This window comes from Lysinibacillus sp. NPDC097162, from assembly GCF_044762185.1.
Classification (GTDB): domain Bacteria; phylum Bacillota; class Bacilli; order Bacillales_A; family Planococcaceae; genus Lysinibacillus.
Genome location: NZ_JBIWDT010000001.1, coordinates 1495867 through 1513803 on the forward strand (window position 1 = coordinate 1495867; position 17937 = coordinate 1513803).

General features: G+C 35.7%; 18 protein-coding genes, 1 pseudogene and 1 riboswitch. Of the genes and pseudogenes, 7 read left to right on the plus strand and 12 right to left on the minus strand.

The features are described from left to right. Positions 1 to 3: 3 nt before the first annotated feature. From ACIQXW_RS07480 to ACIQXW_RS07490, 3 genes and pseudogenes are all read right to left on the minus strand, one after another. Positions 4 to 1660: pseudogene (locus tag ACIQXW_RS07480) on the minus strand (ATP-binding cassette domain-containing protein); the annotation flags it as partial. Positions 1661 to 1826: 166 nt separating this feature from the next. Further along, positions 1827 to 2228, minus strand: coding sequence for an SRPBCC family protein (locus tag ACIQXW_RS07485; RefSeq protein ID WP_401016803.1), 402 nt, complete (start codon positions 2226 to 2228; stop codon positions 1827 to 1829). Then, a complete protein-coding gene (locus ACIQXW_RS07490; protein WP_340824526.1) occupies positions 2225 to 2548 on the minus strand; it encodes an ArsR/SmtB family transcription factor in 324 nt (107 codons plus the stop codon). The genes ACIQXW_RS07485 and ACIQXW_RS07490 overlap by 4 nt, the downstream gene beginning before the upstream one ends. A gap of 276 nt (positions 2549 to 2824) precedes the next feature. Here ACIQXW_RS07490 and ACIQXW_RS07495 point away from each other — a divergent pair, with 276 nt between their 5' ends. Genes ACIQXW_RS07495 through ACIQXW_RS07505 form a run of 3 tightly spaced genes read left to right on the plus strand, consistent with a single transcriptional unit; the run spans position 2825 to position 3885 of the window. Next, positions 2825 to 3190: a DUF2089 domain-containing protein gene (locus tag ACIQXW_RS07495; RefSeq protein WP_337981186.1), complete on the plus strand. Its 366-nt coding sequence runs from the start codon at positions 2825 to 2827 to the stop codon at positions 3188 to 3190. Between the two features lie 13 nt (positions 3191 to 3203). Then, on the plus strand, positions 3204 to 3593 hold the full coding sequence (locus ACIQXW_RS07500) for an SHOCT-like domain-containing protein (protein ID WP_340824524.1): 390 nt from the start codon (positions 3204 to 3206) through the stop codon (positions 3591 to 3593). Between the two features lie 10 nt (positions 3594 to 3603). Next, positions 3604 to 3885 (plus strand): hypothetical protein, encoded by a 282-nt coding sequence (locus ACIQXW_RS07505; protein WP_340824522.1) that lies wholly within the window; start codon positions 3604 to 3606, stop codon positions 3883 to 3885. Positions 3886 to 4019: 134 nt separating this feature from the next. Here the strand turns inward: ACIQXW_RS07505 and ACIQXW_RS07510 are convergent, their stop codons facing one another. The 3 genes from ACIQXW_RS07510 to ACIQXW_RS07520 form a co-directional block, all read right to left on the minus strand. Next, complete coding sequence (locus ACIQXW_RS07510; RefSeq protein ID WP_402760823.1) at positions 4020 to 4499, minus strand: YkvA family protein; 480 nt, start codon at positions 4497 to 4499, stop codon at positions 4020 to 4022. Between the two features lie 205 nt (positions 4500 to 4704). Further along, the gene (locus tag ACIQXW_RS07515) at positions 4705 to 4905 is read right to left on the minus strand and encodes a cold-shock protein (protein ID WP_004230088.1); all 201 of its coding nucleotides are present in this window, start codon (positions 4903 to 4905) and stop codon (positions 4705 to 4707) included. A gap of 222 nt (positions 4906 to 5127) precedes the next feature. Next, a complete protein-coding gene (locus tag ACIQXW_RS07520) occupies positions 5128 to 5409 on the minus strand; it encodes a DUF1033 family protein (RefSeq protein WP_340824518.1) in 282 nt (93 codons plus the stop codon). A gap of 128 nt (positions 5410 to 5537) precedes the next feature. Here ACIQXW_RS07520 and ACIQXW_RS07525 point away from each other — a divergent pair, with 128 nt between their 5' ends. The 4 genes from ACIQXW_RS07525 to ACIQXW_RS07540 all read left to right on the plus strand — a co-directional run bounded on the left by ACIQXW_RS07525 (position 5538) and on the right by ACIQXW_RS07540 (position 9580). After that, positions 5538 to 7265 carry a methyl-accepting chemotaxis protein gene (locus ACIQXW_RS07525; RefSeq protein WP_402760825.1) on the plus strand — a complete coding sequence of 576 codons (1728 nt, stop codon included), beginning with the start codon at positions 5538 to 5540 and terminating at the stop codon, positions 7263 to 7265. 42 nt (positions 7266 to 7307) lie between these two features. Next, positions 7308 to 7589, plus strand: coding sequence for an acylphosphatase (locus ACIQXW_RS07530; RefSeq protein WP_340824515.1), 282 nt, complete (start codon positions 7308 to 7310; stop codon positions 7587 to 7589). Positions 7590 to 7859: 270 nt separating this feature from the next. Next, the gene (locus ACIQXW_RS07535; RefSeq protein ID WP_340824514.1) at positions 7860 to 8510 is read left to right on the plus strand and encodes a 5-bromo-4-chloroindolyl phosphate hydrolysis family protein; all 651 of its coding nucleotides are present in this window, start codon (positions 7860 to 7862) and stop codon (positions 8508 to 8510) included. Next, positions 8507 to 9580 (plus strand): toxic anion resistance protein, encoded by a 1074-nt coding sequence (locus ACIQXW_RS07540; protein WP_401016811.1) that lies wholly within the window; start codon positions 8507 to 8509, stop codon positions 9578 to 9580. Before ACIQXW_RS07535 ends, ACIQXW_RS07540 begins: the two co-directional genes overlap by 4 nt. Before the next feature lie 66 nt (positions 9581 to 9646). On the opposite strand, the gene ACIQXW_RS07545 is transcribed toward ACIQXW_RS07540, so the two are convergent. The 6 genes from ACIQXW_RS07545 to ACIQXW_RS07570 form a co-directional block, all read right to left on the minus strand. Next, on the minus strand, positions 9647 to 9844 hold the full coding sequence (locus tag ACIQXW_RS07545) for a DUF6501 family protein (protein WP_340824510.1): 198 nt from the start codon (positions 9842 to 9844) through the stop codon (positions 9647 to 9649). Positions 9845 to 10414: 570 nt separating this feature from the next. Next, positions 10415 to 11146: an amino acid ABC transporter ATP-binding protein gene (locus ACIQXW_RS07550; protein WP_340824508.1), complete on the minus strand. Its 732-nt coding sequence runs from the start codon at positions 11144 to 11146 to the stop codon at positions 10415 to 10417. A gap of 13 nt (positions 11147 to 11159) precedes the next feature. Then, positions 11160 to 11885: an amino acid ABC transporter permease gene (locus ACIQXW_RS07555; protein WP_340824506.1), complete on the minus strand. Its 726-nt coding sequence runs from the start codon at positions 11883 to 11885 to the stop codon at positions 11160 to 11162. Between the two features lie 321 nt (positions 11886 to 12206). Further along, positions 12207 to 13058 (minus strand): transporter substrate-binding domain-containing protein, encoded by an 852-nt coding sequence (locus ACIQXW_RS07560; protein WP_340824504.1) that lies wholly within the window; start codon positions 13056 to 13058, stop codon positions 12207 to 12209. A gap of 119 nt (positions 13059 to 13177) precedes the next feature. After that, positions 13178 to 13363: riboswitch (Lysine riboswitch) on the minus strand. A gap of 341 nt (positions 13364 to 13704) precedes the next feature. Then, the gene (gene odhB / locus ACIQXW_RS07565; RefSeq protein ID WP_402760828.1) at positions 13705 to 14940 is read right to left on the minus strand and encodes a 2-oxoglutarate dehydrogenase complex dihydrolipoyllysine-residue succinyltransferase; all 1236 of its coding nucleotides are present in this window, start codon (positions 14938 to 14940) and stop codon (positions 13705 to 13707) included. 97 nt (positions 14941 to 15037) lie between these two features. Beyond that, positions 15038 to 17860, minus strand: coding sequence for a 2-oxoglutarate dehydrogenase E1 component (locus ACIQXW_RS07570; RefSeq protein WP_340824500.1), 2823 nt, complete (start codon positions 17858 to 17860; stop codon positions 15038 to 15040). Positions 17861 to 17937 lie beyond the last annotated feature (77 nt).

Below are 17937 nucleotides of genomic sequence, written 5' to 3' on the forward strand. Positions count from 1 at the left end.
GTTGATAGTCATCATAACTGACAACATCAAGATGCGTAACAGGCGCTAGCTGTCGTTTACCGAAATCAACGATAAAATCAGAGCTTTCTAGCATATATGGATTATGTTCAATCATGATAATGGAGACAGATGCATCTTGTAATATTCCCCTTATACTATCAATGAATTGGTTTAAAATATTTTGTGATAGTCCTTTTGAAGGCTCGTCAAAAATAAAGAGTGTATGAGGATTTCTTGTATTAGCAAATAGCTCCGAAACAAGATGGACACATTGAAATTCTCCTGTCGATAATGTTTGTGTTTTTCTCTCCAACGTCAAATAACCAAGTCCTAATTTAATCAATAAACTTAGGCGTTTAAAAGCGATATCCTCTGTAGGCAACTCTTCAATAATATCTTCAATTGAACGCTGAAAAATATCATCAATATCGTCACTATATTTTGTAAGCTTCCTTTTAATATCAAGAAACGTTGCAACAGTTGAACGACTCGTAATCGATTGGTTCCGATCTTGCCCCACCATGACTAACTTATCTTTAGGATATCGTTTTTGAAAATCACTGGCCAGACATACATTTACGAGTGTCGATTTACCACATCCAGACTCTCCGGTAAAGGTGACAAGTCTATTTTTAGGAATATCAATATGATCCATTTGAATATTACGACAGTAAAGATCCTGAAATGAGTAGTATTCTTCAGGTATTGCATGATTTCGTTCCCAAATAATTGGTTTAGGGCGTGGAGATTGTTCAACAATTTTCCCTCCATATTTTCCACTACCTGGTCCAAAAAATAGTTGCTCGTCCGTTATGTCAAGCACTGTATCCGAATGATCAATGAGCCAAATTTGATTTTTGTAGCCTAATTGCTCGATTTCTTTTAAAATTGTCAGAAGTGTTTGGTGATCTAGGCCAACAGAAATTTCATCGATAATAATAACGGTATTTTCACTAGTCGCCATAAATTCGGCCAAGTATAAGCGTGTTAACTCTCCACCTGACAATGTTCCCATTATTCGATTTAATGTTAAATAGCCTACATTCATATTGATAATATTTTGAAGGATTTGTTGCTTCCCTTCACTAATATTTAAAACTTCCGCTTGTGAGAGAATGGTTTCAATGCTTAAGTCATTGATATCGGAAATACTGAGCTCTGTGTCCATTAAAGCCAATTTATATTGTTCAACTTCTTGATTAAAACGCTTGCCCTTACACTTTTTACATTCAACATTTTTAGTTGTCCCGCGTCCTTTACAATCAGGACACCATCCTAATACATTGTTAAAAGAAAAAACCTCTGGAGAAAGTTGATATTTTTCTGCTAGCGTTACACGGATTTCTGTAAACACGCCAGTATGAGTGCCAATAGTTGAACGTGGATTGGAGGAAATGGATGATCTACCTAGAAAAAGAACAAGTGGCAAGTCCTCCATATTAATCGCACTGAAGTTCGTTTCCATAATATTAGGAAATAAATACTGATATTCAGCCTTCGGCAATAAGGATACGAGTCGTTTTTTCGATTCTTCGCCAATTGTTTGACAAAATGTTGTTTTACCAGACCCAGACAAACCAGCAATACCTAACGATTGATTTACTGGTAATAGAGCATTTAAATTGTTAATATTATTTGCTATTAAATGATTTATTTTCATCGTAATATCCTCTCTATTTTTCAATTCAGCGACTTCAACTTGATGTTAGTGAAGGAAATGGTCAGCACAAAAAATTATTAAAAAAAGCAAACGGCTTTGTTCCATATTTAGCCGTTTGCTTTTTTATACATTAACTTCGTACAATCAACAGGTTTTGAGGTTAGGTTTATAATTCCTCTAACACTTTTTCAAAGCCGTTAAACCAATTTAACCAGCCATATCTTGCACCTTCTACTGCTTGAGCACTTGAAATACCCGTTTGCTCAAGATGAAGATTTACCTTCCCATCTTCTAATTCTTTTAATGTCCATGTTACCGTATGCTCTTCACCGCTTGCGAACGTATATGATAATTTGTATGGTTCTTCAACTATTAGCACTTCCCCATCAATAATACCATTCCACCATTCTGTCGGTTGTGTACGAAACTGGAAACGGTGTCCTACAACTGGTTTAAAATCATTTTCCATTATCCATTTTGCAAGTGTTTCTGAATCCGTTAATGCATTCCATACTTTCTCGATTGAACTTGTGAACTGAAAATCTAATGACAATTCTGCCATTTTCATTCCTCCTCTAATAAATTTTTTAAAAGTAACGCTTTTTCTTTCCAAAACTTTTCGTAATGGCTTACCCAATCCTTAATTTCACTTAAAGGAGCAGCATTTAATCGATATCTTGTTTCTCTACCAACTTTACGATCTGAAACTAAACCAGCTTCTTTTAGTATAGCCAAATGTTTAGAAACAGCAGTCCGACCCATTTGAAATTGTGCTGTTAATTCGTGAAGAGGTAATTCTTCTACTTCTGATAGCAAACGTAGCAATTTCCGTCTTGTTGGGTCAGCGACTGCTACATAAACATCACGTTCTTGACCTTTATCGTTCAAAATCATCCTCTCCTAAAATAGGACACCAATTGGTGACCTTAATTATAGGACACTAATTGGTGTCCAGTCAAACTTATTTTCTTCGCTCTGGTCCCATATATAAAAGTTCCTTCAATTTTTTAAGTAATAACTACACAATTAATAAAGGTATAATTAATTATCTTAAACTTAAAATTAAAATTATTAATAATAAAATTAAATAAATTAAATTTTATTATTTATTTTCTTAATACCTTATTGTATAATCAAATTAAATTAAAGAAAGGAAATTTCAATATGGCTTATAAAGTAATTACGAATTGTCCTGTCTGTAATAAAACATTAAAAATTACCAAGCTCCATTGCTCTCATTGTCACACGACGATCGAAAATGAATTTGAATTATCAAAGCTCGCCTCTCTATCAAAAGATCAACTTCATTTTGTGGAAGTGTTTTTAACATGTAGAGGGAATATTAAAGAAGTTGAAAAAGAATTAGGGATTTCGTACCCTACTGTTCGAGGTAAGTTAACAGAAATCATCTCATCGCTTGGATATGTACAAAAGAAGAAAAATGAAGTGGACGAGAAAAAAATTGTCACTATGTTGGAAAATGGCGAAATCACACCAGAAGAAGCCATTAAGCTCTTAAAAGAAGAATAAGGAGGAACTTATTATGAAAGAGGAAATTGCAAGAGTGTTAACAATGATACAAGAAGGAAAGCTTGATGCAGAGAAGGGATCAGAACTTATTCAAGCATTAAAAGACAAGGAAGATACAGGAAATAATTTTTTAGAAAAAACAACAAAATATTTAGATAAAACATTAAAAGTTCGTGTTGTATCATCCGAAAATGATAACGTCATGGTCAATTTACCAATAAAACTTGTCAAAGTAGTATTAATGGCTGGTCACAGCATCGCAGCTAGTATCCCCCAATCGGAAAAATACGTTAAAGATATAGATATCAACCTTATAATTGAAGCAATCGAAAATGAATTAGATGGCCAAATTGTTGATATTAAATCTGCAAACGGGGATACCGTTTCAGTCATTATTGAGTAGTGATTTGCTTATGATGCATGTAAAAGTGAAAACAAAAGGCTTTAATTTTACTATTCCAATTCCATATGCAATTTTAAATATCCTTATTTCTATCTTATTTTCAAAGTTTGTTCAGCAAATTGCAAACAAATGGACAAAAGAGCACTTCGATAGAAAAAAAATAGACTTTACTATCCCACTTATAGATAAAGAAACACTTAAACCTATTGTCAATGAACTGAAAAATTATAAAGGCATTATACTTGTAGATGTTAAAGCGCAAGACGGGACCGAGGTTAAGGTCAAACTATAATTTAATTTTATATCACAAAAAATCCACGATAGGTTCGAGTTTTGAAATGTTTACTTAAAAGCTCGATTATTACAATAAAACCCCCATTTTTTTTGGGGGTCTTACATGTTAGTAGTCAAGTTTACATAATATTATTATTTAGATTTATTTTTAATATATTTAGTAAATATTGATTTTACAGGCATTTTACTTAAGTATTGATTGCTCGTTTCAGTGATTTTCTGTAATAGCTCAAGCAATTTTTCATCCCCTGTCCAATGTTTTTCGATTACTTCTGGCCCTAATTTATTAATTGTCATATTGAGGACAAAAGTGGCCAGCATAATATCATCGAGAAAGCCTCCAAAGCCAAATATACCTTCTGGTAGAAAATCCATTGGGAAAATAAAGTATGCAATTGTAGCGCCAATTAATGACTTACTTTTCGAGTCGATAGCAGGATCTGCTACTATCTTAACTAATAAATGAAAAATATCAGGAACGAACAACAAATAATCAGCATATTTGTGCTTCATCCCCGTCTTTGACACAAGAAATTGTTCCAATTTTTTTCGCAATTTTTGATAAAAATCTTTTTGCTCCTGCTCATTAGGAATGTTTTGATAGTCCTCCATTGATCTTCCTCCTCCTGCTCTCTTTACCTATTACCCAAAATTCAAAAATTTAATCGAAACTGTAGGAAAAAAGGAGTTGTTATAATGTAAGTCAATAGTAATATACCAGCAATTGCTAAGTTGCAATTGCCGAAATGTATAGAAAAAAGCACCCTATATTTATAGGGTGCTTTTTTTTAACGAAAGTAATTTTAATTACTGAGAATTAAAGTTTAGTTACGTTAGCAGCTTGTGGTCCGCGGTTGCCATCTACAACTTCGAATTCCACTTTTTGACCTTCGTCAAGTGTTTTGAAACCTTCGCCTTGGATAGCTGAGAAGTGTACGAATACGTCGTTTTCGCCTTCAACTTCGATGAATCCAAAACCTTTTTCTGAGTTAAACCATTTTACTGTACCTTGTTTCATGTAAAAAAACCTCCAAAAAAATAAAAGTGAACAATATGTAATTTCTTCAACGAATTAAAAAAATTCACATATTACAAAGAGTACCGAACTAACGCGATCACTTTTTGTAATATGTGAATCCATGTTTCCGGTGAAGCAATTAAATTGTTAAGTTAAGTATACCACCATTCATAATTTTGTCAAATAAAGAAAATTGTTTTTTTAATTAATTTGAAAATTACTTTAACTTTGTTCTTCAAATACCATTATTCCATGATATACTTGTGCATCATCATCACATGCCTCGCAGTAAAAGCTTTCATCTTCAGACCAAAATGCCCAATATCCACCTTCCTTACTCGCCTCATGTTCATATGCTGATCGGAAATGATTTAATTTCCGTTGTAATGCTTGCTCAAATTGTTCTTTTGTTTCAAACGTTTCTTTCGTTTGAATAAAAGCTTCCCAGCCTTCAAATTTCCACCAAGGCTCATAATCAGCTTTCATGTAAAGTATTGTATACATATTTGCCACATTCCTTGCTGTAATAAGATATTCTAATTTTAGCAAACGCTCCTGAAATGTCTATTAAAACACCCTGCAATATGCTATTATTACCTTATTATTCATTATTTATTTTGGAGGTTTTTTTTATGTTTTCAAGTATTCGACCTAAGGCCGAACTAGATGAATTATTAAAACGTGGAACAAATTTAAGTGCAACAGGGCGATTCAATAAGACATTAGCTTTTAATCACTTTAATTCACAAGATGAAGAAAATTTAAAAGCACTCTTTTATAAATTGAAAGATATTACCCCTTCTATGAATGCAATATTTAATAATTATTTAAGTGAGATTTCACCTTCCTCCCAACAAACGATTAGCGAAGAAAATATAAATCAATATTTAACTCAATTCTTTTTAGCTACTCGTGATGATGAATATGTAGATGAAACAGTTAAGTTTTATAATTTGTTTCGAAAAAACCAATATGAACCTGGTAAATTAATCGTTGTTTTCAATCAATTTGCCTTTTATATTACGACATATATTTTACATAACTTTGGTTTAAAACCAAACAAAGCTTTTGAGTATATGAAATCTTTCCAATCAGCTGTCAATGTGGACCAAGAATTACTTGTAGAAGTATTAACAGAGCGTATTGTTGAAAACGTTGTCTCTGAAATTTCTTCACTAATGGATGTCAATGCGAAAATTATGTACATGAAAGATTTAGTTTATAGCTTAGACAAGCAAAATGAGGAAATCCAATCATCTACTGCTGCAACTGAGGAAATTGCCGCATCGATCAATGAAGTAGCCCGAATGTCTTCTCATATATCAGAGAAAACAACGGAATCAGTTGACCATGCCGTTAAAGGAAAAAATGCGATTGAACATGCTTTATCAGAAATTTTCAAAACAGAAGAAACGTTTACAACAATCGTTGACTCGTTTACTGAGTTGCAAAAACGTGTAAATGATATTGAACACGTTGTAACTTTAATAAACCAAATTGCAGATCAAACAAATTTACTAGCATTGAATGCTTCGATTGAAGCTGCTCGTGCTGGTGAACATGGTAAAGGGTTCGCAGTTGTTGCCCAAGAAGTACGTAAGCTGGCTGAAGGCACCGTTACTGCTCTTAGTGAGGTTTCTACAAATGTTCACCATTTAAAAAGTTATTCAAATGAAGTGTCACATTCTATTACAGAAACAACTTCTATTATTAAAGAAGCAACAATTGAGGCAAAAGAATCGTTACCTTTGTTAAATGCCATTGTTTCTGCAATTGAAGGCATTAATCTTGATGTTACAAATACCGCTGCTATTTCGCAAGAGCAAGCTGCCGCAATTGATGAAGTATCTGCCCGAATGATTGAAATTTCTAACCTTCAAGATGATATTCGCAATTATAGTTCTAATACATCAAGCGATATTCACTTATTAGGAAAAGAGATTAATCGTTTCCGTAATGACATTATTTCGAATAATAATGTCCAACTTTCTTCAATTGCCCTATTACAGCTTTCGAAAGCTGATCATATTTTATGGAAATGGCGTATTTATAATATGTTCCTTGGTTTAGAAGAAGTACAGCCAAGTGATGTATCTTCACATACGGAATGTCGCCTAGGTAAATGGTATACTGCTTCTCGTACTGTTGAACGCTTTGGCCATTTACAGGATTATCGTGAATTAGATGGCTATCACTTACGAGTACACCAATCTGCCAAACTAGCTGCAGAAGCCTTTAAAGTTGGTAATATTAAAAAAGCTGAGGACCATTTAAAAGAGGTGGATGAAGCCTCAGAGCGAGTTCTATTCTTTATTAATAACCTAATTACTTATTTGGAAAAAGAACGTGTTATGCAGTAAGTTGGAGGGATTATCCCTCTACTACTTTTGGGAGGTTTTAGCGTGAACAAAAGAGCGCTGATTAAATTTTTCGGAGATGTTTACGGGACTGGCTATCGCTTTTTTATTAAACAAAAAGCAATTGAGCTTGGTTTAAAAGGGTATTGCAAGTTAAATGCACAAGAGCAAATTGAAGTAGAAGTAGAAGGTTCAAAAAAAGCAATTGACGAATTTCTACTATTTGTTCAAAAGGGTGTTAGCCCTCAGGCAGACTCTAACTCATTTACTTTAGAACTTTACGACGATTTAAAAGGTTATGTACGTATGGAGTCGGACATTGTTTAAGTCTGGCTTCTTTTTTTCTACTTCCCTTTAATCGCAAGAAAAACTTAAGATTAACGGACTATTGGTAATGGTCTTTTTATAAATCGAACATACTATAAAGGTTATAAGTACACCATTAGGCAAGTTTGGAGCTTTTGCGCAGGTGTATTCATTGAGAAACTTAACAAACAGCAGTAAAATTAATATAAGTACAATTATTAATAATGAAACTTTATGTCGATTATTACGTATTAGAAGATAGACATACTGAAAAGCAAGGAGGAAGAAACTATGCTCAGTATAGGACAGTTTTTCTCTAGACATACCGCTAGCCTTTTAATTTCTCTATCAACTGTTTCTATTACAGCGTTTGCAGCAAATCCAGGATACTTCCTTGGTGGTTTATTGTTCGCTGGAACATATGCAACGAGTACAACGTTGCTAAAACATAATCAAAAAAGAAAAGTTATGCACATAGCAGGTATTTCGAAGGATGAGTACAAACATATAGAACTACAGCTTTCAACAGCTAACAAGCATATTCAAACATTAAGTCAAAACTATTTACGCGTACGTTCAGTTTCTGCTTTTAAACAATTACTCGAAATGACTCGTATTTCAAAAAATATCGTTAAAATTGTAAAAACTGATCCGCAAAAGTTTTACAATGTGGAGCCGTTTTTTTATGCTCACCTCCCTTCTGCAGTTGAATTGACTGATAAGTATACAATGCTATCAAAGCAACCTGTCAAAGATAAAGAAATCCAAGTGACATTATCAAAAACACGCGAAACGTTATCGGATTTAAATTCTACATTTCAAATTGACTTGAAAGATGCACTTTCAAACGATATCGATCATCTTCAAATGGAAATTGAATTTGCAAACCGTTCCAACTTAAGAAGGAAAGAACAACTGGAATGGCGAGGCGATGAAAAATGACAGCTAACAGAGATTCTATCTTTCCATTAGAATCGTTGCCAGGAATCTCACCTCTTGTACAAACCTATTTAGGATCGTCAAATCAAGAGGCAATGACTACCTATGAAACGCTATCACCTCTTGCTCAAAGTCGAGCACTTTTATATGCAAGTCAAATTGACCTAACTAATTTTGAATCAGTGTTATCTTTAGGCCAAGACTCTCAACGCGCCGTCTCTCAATTTGCAGATCGCATGCTTGCACAAGTAAAGGATAAGGATGTCACTAAGATTGGACAGATGCTTGATTCATTAATGCAAACATTAGACCGTGTAGACCCTGCTGCACTAGAGCCAAAAAAACCTTCCTTCTTTAAAAAAATGTTCGGTAAAACAGAACCAACTGTAAAACAAACCCTTACTGAGTTTGAACGAATTAGTATTCAGGTTGAACGAATAGGTGTCCAGCTCGAACGTGCACAGCTACAGCTAATAAGAGACGTTGAATTACTGGAGCAATTATATACACATAATCGGGGATTTTTTGAAGAACTAGCAACTGCCATTGCAGCTGGACAGATGAAAAAACACCAAGCTATTGAAGTTGAGCTACCTTCAAAAGTCAGCATCGTACAAACGACTAAACAACCGCTCGCTATTCAACAGCTCAATGATTTCACGGCGCAACTTGAACGTCTTGATCAGCGTATATATGATTTACAAGTTTCACAACAGGTAGCATTACAAACAGCACCTCAAATACGCATGATTCAACAAGCCAATCAAACACTTGCTGAGAAAATCGAGTTTTCAATCGTCACACTTATACCTCTTTGGAAAAATCAATTAGCAATGATGCTTTCAATGAATATGGATCATCATTATGCACAGCTAGAAGAACGACTAGCACGTACAAATGAACGATTTACAAGCCCATCTTTTGAACAACAAGTAACGAAATTTAAAGAAACACAGCATGAGCTTAAAATGGCCATTCAAGATGTTTTTGCTTTACATACAGCTACCGAAAAGGAAAAACAACATCTACAACAGGATGTAGCTGGCATGAAACAATCAAAAACGATGGAATAATATTATGGGGCGCTAAATTATATAAAGGGGTGTCTCAGCAATTATGTGAGACACCCCTTTATCTTATTATGCGAAATACTCTTTATAGTAACCACCAATATTACCAGTGTTGTCGATAATGAAAACGAACTCTTCTGTTTCATTTTTCACTTCATATTCTTTCCCAACTGTTAATACGTTTGATACTAAATATTTAGATGCGTTCGTATGTTTGCAAGTAACTGTACGAAGTGTTGGTGCATCTTTCCATTTTAAATGTAACATAAATTCTCTACCTCTCTTTACTAGCCATTAGCTAACATCTATTGTTTATTTTATACGATTTTGGCTCTTTTGTGGAGAAAAAACTATAGAAGTCTATATTTTGTCCTTAATAACGAATTGTTTGCATATTTCATACTATAAAATCTATACTCGAGGTGTTGTTATGAGTTTCGGTGGAGTCCCACAATGGTTTTTTATCATCGCGGTCGCATTTGCCATTTGCTTCATTTTATATGCAGAATGGAATTCTAGAAAATAAGTATAGTTGTCTATTGCCGTTGATTTCCGCTACGTGCGGACGCTTTCCGCGGGCACACCGTAAGCCGCAACCCTCGCTAGCGCGGATTGTTGCGTCTTACGTATTGTGCGTTCCCGCAGGAGTCGTCGCCCTCCGCTCCAATCAACTGAACATATCAATAAATAAATTCCATTTTATTAACATGATTGCAAAAGCTGTTGACTTCCGCTGCGTGCGGATACGATAAGCAAAAGTGAGTCCTTCGCTCTGGACTCACTTTTTTAGGCATTATTTTATACAAACATATGAAAACAATTGAAATACTATAAAACTTACTTCAGCGTTCGTTTTAAAAATTCTTTTGTACGTTCGTGTTCCGGGTCTACTAGCACCTTTGAAGGGGGCCCCTCCTCAACAATTACACCTTTATCCATAAACACAACACGGTCTGCAACTTCCTTCGCAAATTCCATTTCATGTGTAACGATCAGCATCGTATTTCCCGCATCTGCTAATTCACGCATTACTTTTAACACTTCCCCAACCATTTCTGGATCTAGAGCGGATGTTGGCTCATCGAAAAGCATTACATCTGGGTTCATAGATAATGCACGAGCAATGGCTACACGTTGCTTTTGACCACCAGAAAGTTGACGTGGTTTTGCATTAACATATTGATCCATCCCGACGATTTTAAGATATTTTAAAGCTGTTTTTTCAGCTTCTTCTTTTGATCGCTTTAACACTTTTACCTGTCCAACTGTACAATTTTTTAGCACATTGTGATTGTTAAACAAATTAAACTGTTGGAAAACCATTCCTAAATGTGTACGATAAGCTTGAACGTTATGTTTTGCGTGTAAAATATTTTCCCCTTTATAAATAATTTCCCCACCATTTGGTGTTTCAAGTAAATTAATGCAACGAAGGAGTGTTGACTTGCCGGATCCTGATGAACCAATTAGACATACAACCTCTCCTTTTTCTACTTTAAAATTCACATCTTTTAATACTTGGTTACGACCAAATGATTTACTTAAATGTTCTATTTGAATGATTGCCATTTGTTCGTTCCCCCTAGTCAATTTCTTTCAGTTCTTTTTGATAAGCATCCGGACCGTCAAGACGTTTTTCTACATATAGTAAAATTCTTGAAGCCGTAAATGTCATAATGAAGTAAAGCACACATGCGACAAAGAACGATTCGAAATAACGGAAGTTATTACCCGAAATCGATTTTGTTTGAAAGAATAATTCCGTTACACCAATTACACTTAAAACGGCAGTATCTTTAATATTCATAATGAGTTGGTTACCTGTTGCAGGTAAGATGTTACGAGCAACTTGCGGTAATACAACATGCATCATAATTTGCACATGCCCCATGCCAATCGCAGAAGCAGCTTCGTATTGACCTTTATCGATAGAGACAATCCCACCACGTACGATTTCAGCCATATACGCACCCGTATTTAGTGAAACGACTAAAATACCAGCAGTAATAAAGTGCATATCGATGCCAAAAGCAATATCTAGCCCGTAAAATACTACCATTGCCTGTACAATCATTGGTGTACCACGGAAAAATTCAACATAGCATGTCAGTATAAAATTAATACATTTTAATAAAAAATGTTTTATACTTTTTTTACGAACTGGAATGGTATGCATAATCCCAATAAAAAATCCGATGAATGCACCAATAATTGTACTGATTGTTGAAATGAGTAACGTATAATACGCTCCTCGTAAAAACATTTGCCAGTTGTTTTCTATAATAGAAATGATCCATTCTAAACTCATGATGTTCCTCCTAACAACGTGTTGTTGCTTTATATCAATTATGCCTTTTGTGAAATCATCTCTTCATTTGAATTCATTTGCTTTATTCAAAATATGTGACACACTTCTTAGACATGACTTTATTCAGAATGACTGCCTTTCTGAACAAACTAAATATGATAAAGGCTGTCCCAGTCGCTCTTAGCAAAATGTCACGACTTTCAATCAGTAAAAATCAACTTCTCTATATGTTGTAAGTGAATTTTCACTTAGAGAAAACAGCATACTTGAAATTTCCGGTATGCTGTTTTTTCGTTAAGGACAACCCTATCTCTTTTTGTATTACTGAGCTGCAGGTTGTTGAAGAATAGCTTCTTCCATAATTTTTTGGCGATCATCTTCTGAAATACCTTTTAAGATTTCATTAATTTTATCTAGACTAGCATCACCTTTACGTAAACCAACTGCAATTGAAGTATTTGAAATATCTGTATCAAATCCTTCTTCAAAAGATACAAATGTGAATTTGTCATTAGCTGCTGCTGCCGAAATACCTTCTGGACGTTCAGCTACATAGCCATCAATTTTGCCAGCTTCTAGAGCTACACGCATTGCAGAGAAGTTTTCCATCGCTGTTTGCTTTTCTACACCTTTAATTTGATCGATAACATTATAGTTAGATGTATTTAGCTGAGATGTAACTTTTGCACCTGAAAAATCTTGAATTGATTTTGCATTTTCATATTTGCTACCTTTTTTAATTACCATTACGAAATCAGAAGTGTAGTAGTTTTCAGTGAAATCAATTGTTTGTTTACGTTCTTCTGTTGGAGACATCCCTGCTACAATCGCATCGATTTTTTTTGACTGAAGCGCAGGTACTAAACCGTCCCATTCCATTTTTACTACTACTAATTTTTTACCTAAGCCATCAGCGATTTTTTTCGCCATTTGTACATCGTAACCGCCTGCATACTCTGCATTATCAGCAATTTTCACTGCTCCGTTTGCATCATCTTGCTGAGTCCAGTTAAATGGAGGATAACCTGCTTCCATCCCAATGCGGAACTCTCCACCAGTTTCTTCCTTTGAACCATCACCTGTTGTCTTTTCATCCTTGTCACCAGAACCACAAGCCGCTAACACGATTGCTGTCATTGCTGTTAACATAAATAACAACCATTTTCTTTTCATCTAAAACTCCCCTTTTCTGTAAAAAAAATAAAGCAACTGTACAAAAAAAGACCTAAGTTTTGAACTTAGGTCTTACCTTTTATTGACAGTTGCCCAAATCCTCACTATAATTTCCATGTTTCCGAGATAGCACAACCTAGTAAACTGGAATTGAATTTACTAGGACAGTCCTGCACTTATTCACTGCAGACCCAGCATAAAAGTACGAGCTCCTTTTATACTTCGGCGATATTTCCTTCTCCATTACGTCTTCGCTTGCTTATACTCAGCAATGGACTAATAAATACCGCGCCTCTACCTCACAAAAAACAAAAGTGAGGTTTGTTTATTTAATTGATATATAGATATTACTATAAAGCTAGCATAGTCGTCAAGATAGTTTTATCATTTTTCTGACTAATTACAAAATTAGCCTTTAATCCTTTTAAAATCCATAAATAAAGTAGAATAACATTAACTATGTTTGTCATCATTTCACAAATTTTTATTATAAAAAACAAGATTTATAAACCATAAGAATCGATTTCCCAGTCAAATAAAGGCCATTAAGACCATCAAGCAAATTTCATTATAGCGTAAATCAATCTAAATGAAAAACCCTGCTAAACAGTTAAGTTTGCAGGGTTTGAATACTTAATTTATCGAATTAAGAATTTAATAATAAATCTTCTGGATTTTCAAGTAACTCTTTAACTGTTTTAAGGAAGCCTACAGAATCTTTACCATCGATAATACGGTGGTCGTAAGATAATGCTAAGTACATCATAGGACGAATTTCTACTTCGCCATTTACTTCTACAGGGCGTTTTTTAATTGAGTGCATTCCTAAAATAGCAGCTTGTGTACCGTTCATAATAGGTGTTGACATTAATGAACCGAATACACCGCCATTTGTAATTGTGAATGAACCACCTTGAAGATCAGCTAAACCTAATTTTTTATCGCGTGCTTTTTTAGCTAAGTCTGCAATTGAATCTTCAATTTCAGCAAAGTTTTTGCGGTCAGCATCGCGTACAACTGGTACTACTAAACCTTCTTCAGTTGATACAGCTACACCAATATCAAAGAAGTTATTTAAGTGAATTTCATCGCCAACGATTTGAGCATTCACATAAGGGTATTTTTTAAGCGCCGCAACAACAGCTTTTGTGAAGAATGACATGAAACCAAGCTTAGAGCCAGTAGACTCAAAGAATTGATCTTTTTTACGAGAACGTAGTGCCATAACATTTGTCATATCTACTTCATTGAATGTTGTAAGCATAGCAGTCGATTGCTTAACTTCTAATAAACGTTTAGCAATTGTTTGACGACGACGGCTCATTTTTTCAACTGTAACACGTGACTCATCAACAGCTACTACTGCTTTTGGTGCTGCTGGTGTCGCTTGAGGTGCTGCTACAGGTGCTGTACCGTGAGCTGCAACGTCTTGTACACGTACGCGACCTTGTGGATCAACTGGAGATACAGCTGCAAGATCAATACCTTTTTCACGAGCAAGTTTACGTGCTGCAGGAGATGCAATTACACGCTCGCCAGAAGTTTCTTCCACAACTGGTGCTGCTGGTGTTGGTGCAGCTACTGCTTGAGGAGCCGCTGGTGTTGGAGCTTCCGTAACTGGTGCTGCTGGTGCAGGTGCTGCCCCTTCGCCCGCTTCTACAACTGCGATTACTTGACCTACAAGAACAGTATCGCCTTCTTCAGCTAAAATTTGTGTTAACACCCCAGCTTCTTCAGAAATGATTTCAGCATTTACTTTATCTGTTTCAAGTTCAACGATGAATTCACCTTTTTCCACGCGGTCTCCCACTTTTTTAACCCACTGTGCAATACTACCTTCTGTAATCGATTCTGCTAATTCAGGGACTTTAATTTCAGCCACTTTCATTTCCTCCTTTGATTAACGTGCATGCGTATCATGCACATAAAAGGGCTACCGCCTTAGGCATGTAGCCCAGCTTCCAGTAATAAAAATATATTTAGTTTACTTTTACCGTTTCAGCAACTGCTTCTTCAATTAGAGCTGATTGAGCTGCTTTATGAGAATCTGCATCACCTTCTGAAGTTGAGCTCATTGCAGGACGACCTACATAACGAAGCTTTTTACCTTCAGATAGTTCATATAATGTTTCCAATGCGTAATTCCAAGTACCTTGGTTTTTAGGTTCTTCTTGTACCCATACGATTTCTTTAGCGTTAGGATACTTAGCAATAATATCAGCAACTTGCGCTGTTGGGAATGGGTAAAGTTGCTCTACACGAACAATGTGTAAGTGATCGAAGCCTTCTCCATCTTTCACGCGGTCTGCTAAGTCAATCATTACTTTACCTGTACCTAATACAATTCGTTCAACAGATTTAGTTTTTGAACCTAAACCTGGTTGCTCGATTACTTCTTGGAATGAGCCATTTGCTAATTGTTCAGCATTTGCTGCAGCTAATGGATGACGAAGTAACGATTTTGGTGATACAACCACTAATGGACGCACACCTTCTGTTTCCAACAATGCTGCTTGACGACGTAATAAGTGGTAGTAGTTCCCTGCATTCGAGCAGTTTGCAACAAACCAGTTATTTTCAGCAGACATTTGTAAATAGCGCTCCATACGGCTTGAAGAGTGTTCAGGACCTTGCCCTTCGTAACCGTGAGGTAAAAGAATGACGAAGCCAGATTTTTGACCCCACTTAGAACGTGCCCCTGAAATGAAGTTATCAAACATCACTTGAGCCATGTTCGCGAAGTCACCAAATTGCGCTTCCCATACTGAAAGTACGTTACCTTTTTCTAAATTGTAACCGTATTCAAAGCCAACAACCCCAGCTTCTGTCAATGGTGAGTTGTGTACTGTAAATGAAGCGCTTGCACCAGAAATGTGGTGAAGTGGTGTAAATACGTTACCGTTATTTTTGTCATGTAACACTAAATGACGTTGTGAGAATGTACCACGTTGAGCATCTTGACCAGTAAATCGTACTGGAGTGCCATCTTGAATTATTGTTGCGTATGCTAATGTTTCAGCATGACCCCAATCAATTTTTGCAGATGCAAATGCATCACGACGTTTTTCTAAAATTTTGCCTAATTTCTTTTGTGGCTCGAAGTTTTGTTCAAACACAAGTAGTTCTTCGTTAATCGTTTCTAAACGCTCCGCACCTACTGCTGTATCGATTTGTGGGAAATTAATTTTTAATTCTTCTGGCATTTCTAAATGTTTATGTTCATCTTTTTCTGCCATTTCTTTAACGTGATCATAAGCAACCTGCATCTCAGCATAAATAGCTGAATCAAGTGCCGCAACTTCATCAGCAGTAACTAATCCTTCTGCTACTAACTGCGCTCCGTATAATGCACGAATTGTCTCATGTTTCGAAACAAGTTTGTATGTTTCTGGATTTGTTACAGTTGGGTCATCTGTTTCATTATGACCATGTCGACGGTAACCAATTAAGTCAACAACAATATCTTTTCCGAATTTTTGACGGTAGCTTGCTGCAAAACGACCTACTTGAGAAACAGCTTCTGGGCTGTCTGCGTTCACATGAACAACTGGTACTTCATAACCTTTTGCTGGGTCAGAAGAATAGACAGATGAACGTGAGTCTTGAAGCTCTGTAGTGAAACCAATCATGTTATTTGCAATGATATGAATTGTCCCACCTGTTGAGAAACCTTCTGTTTTCGAATAGTTTAACACTTCTGTAACAATACCTTGACCAGGGAATGCAGCATCACCATGTACAAGAATACCTAAGCCTTTAGCTGGATTATGCACAGCTTGCCCTGGTTTTGATGTATCATCTTGTGTTGCACGAGTAGAACCTAATACAACTGGGTTTCCAACTTCTAAGTGAGAAGGGTTATAAGCTAGTTTTACGTTCATGCCTGATTCACGAGTATATGAAGCACCCATGTGGTATTTCACGTCGCCAGTCCAACCTTTTGTAATTTCAAGTCGACCATGCTCTGGCATAAATAAATCGTTTGAAACATGTGCAAAATCTGAGAACATCATGTCATATGGTTTATTTAAAATATGTGTTAGTACATTTAGACGGCCACGGTGCGCCATTCCTATACGAACATTTTCAACATTGTTTGCTTCTACTGTTTTTAAAATTTCATCAAAAAGGACAATTTGAGTATCTAAACCTTCTCCAGAGAAACGTTTTTGACCAACAAATGTTTTGTGAATAAATTTTTCAAAGTTTTCAACACGTGTTAAACGATCTAATAACGCTTTTTTCTCATCTGAAGTTAGTGCTTGTTTTAAAGAACCAGATTCGATTTGTGCTTGAATCCATTCACGTTCTTCAGTTGCTACAACATGCTCATATTCAAAAGCTACTTTATCTGTATAGACAGATTTCAAATAGTCAATAGCATCCTTACCATTTTTCACGCCCGCTGGCACATCTTTGAAGAAGATAGCAGCAGGTATTTCTGCTAAATCCGCAGGACTTAAGTTGAACGCACTTTCTTCAATTTGTGCTGTTTGAAGTGCACGATTTTTCAAAGGATAAATATCTGCAGCTAAATGCCCTTTAGAACGAATTGCATCAGCTAATTTAACAGCTGCCAATACCTTTTTATAATCGCCAGCAGGAGCTGCTGAACCACTTACTACAGCTACTTCACCTTCTACTTCTACTGGTGCACCAAATTGTTGGAATAATGATACTAACTCCGGTTCTACTTCTTCAGGAGACTGTAAGAATAAGTCGTATTGCTCCATCACATATCCTAAGTTAGGACCAGAGAAAGCTGACCATGGAGAACTTACAGTTGTAACGTTGTTCGACATGAAAAATGACCTCCAAATTTTGCCTATCGGCAGTTCCATTAATTAAATTACAATTAATTATATAATATTATCCCGTT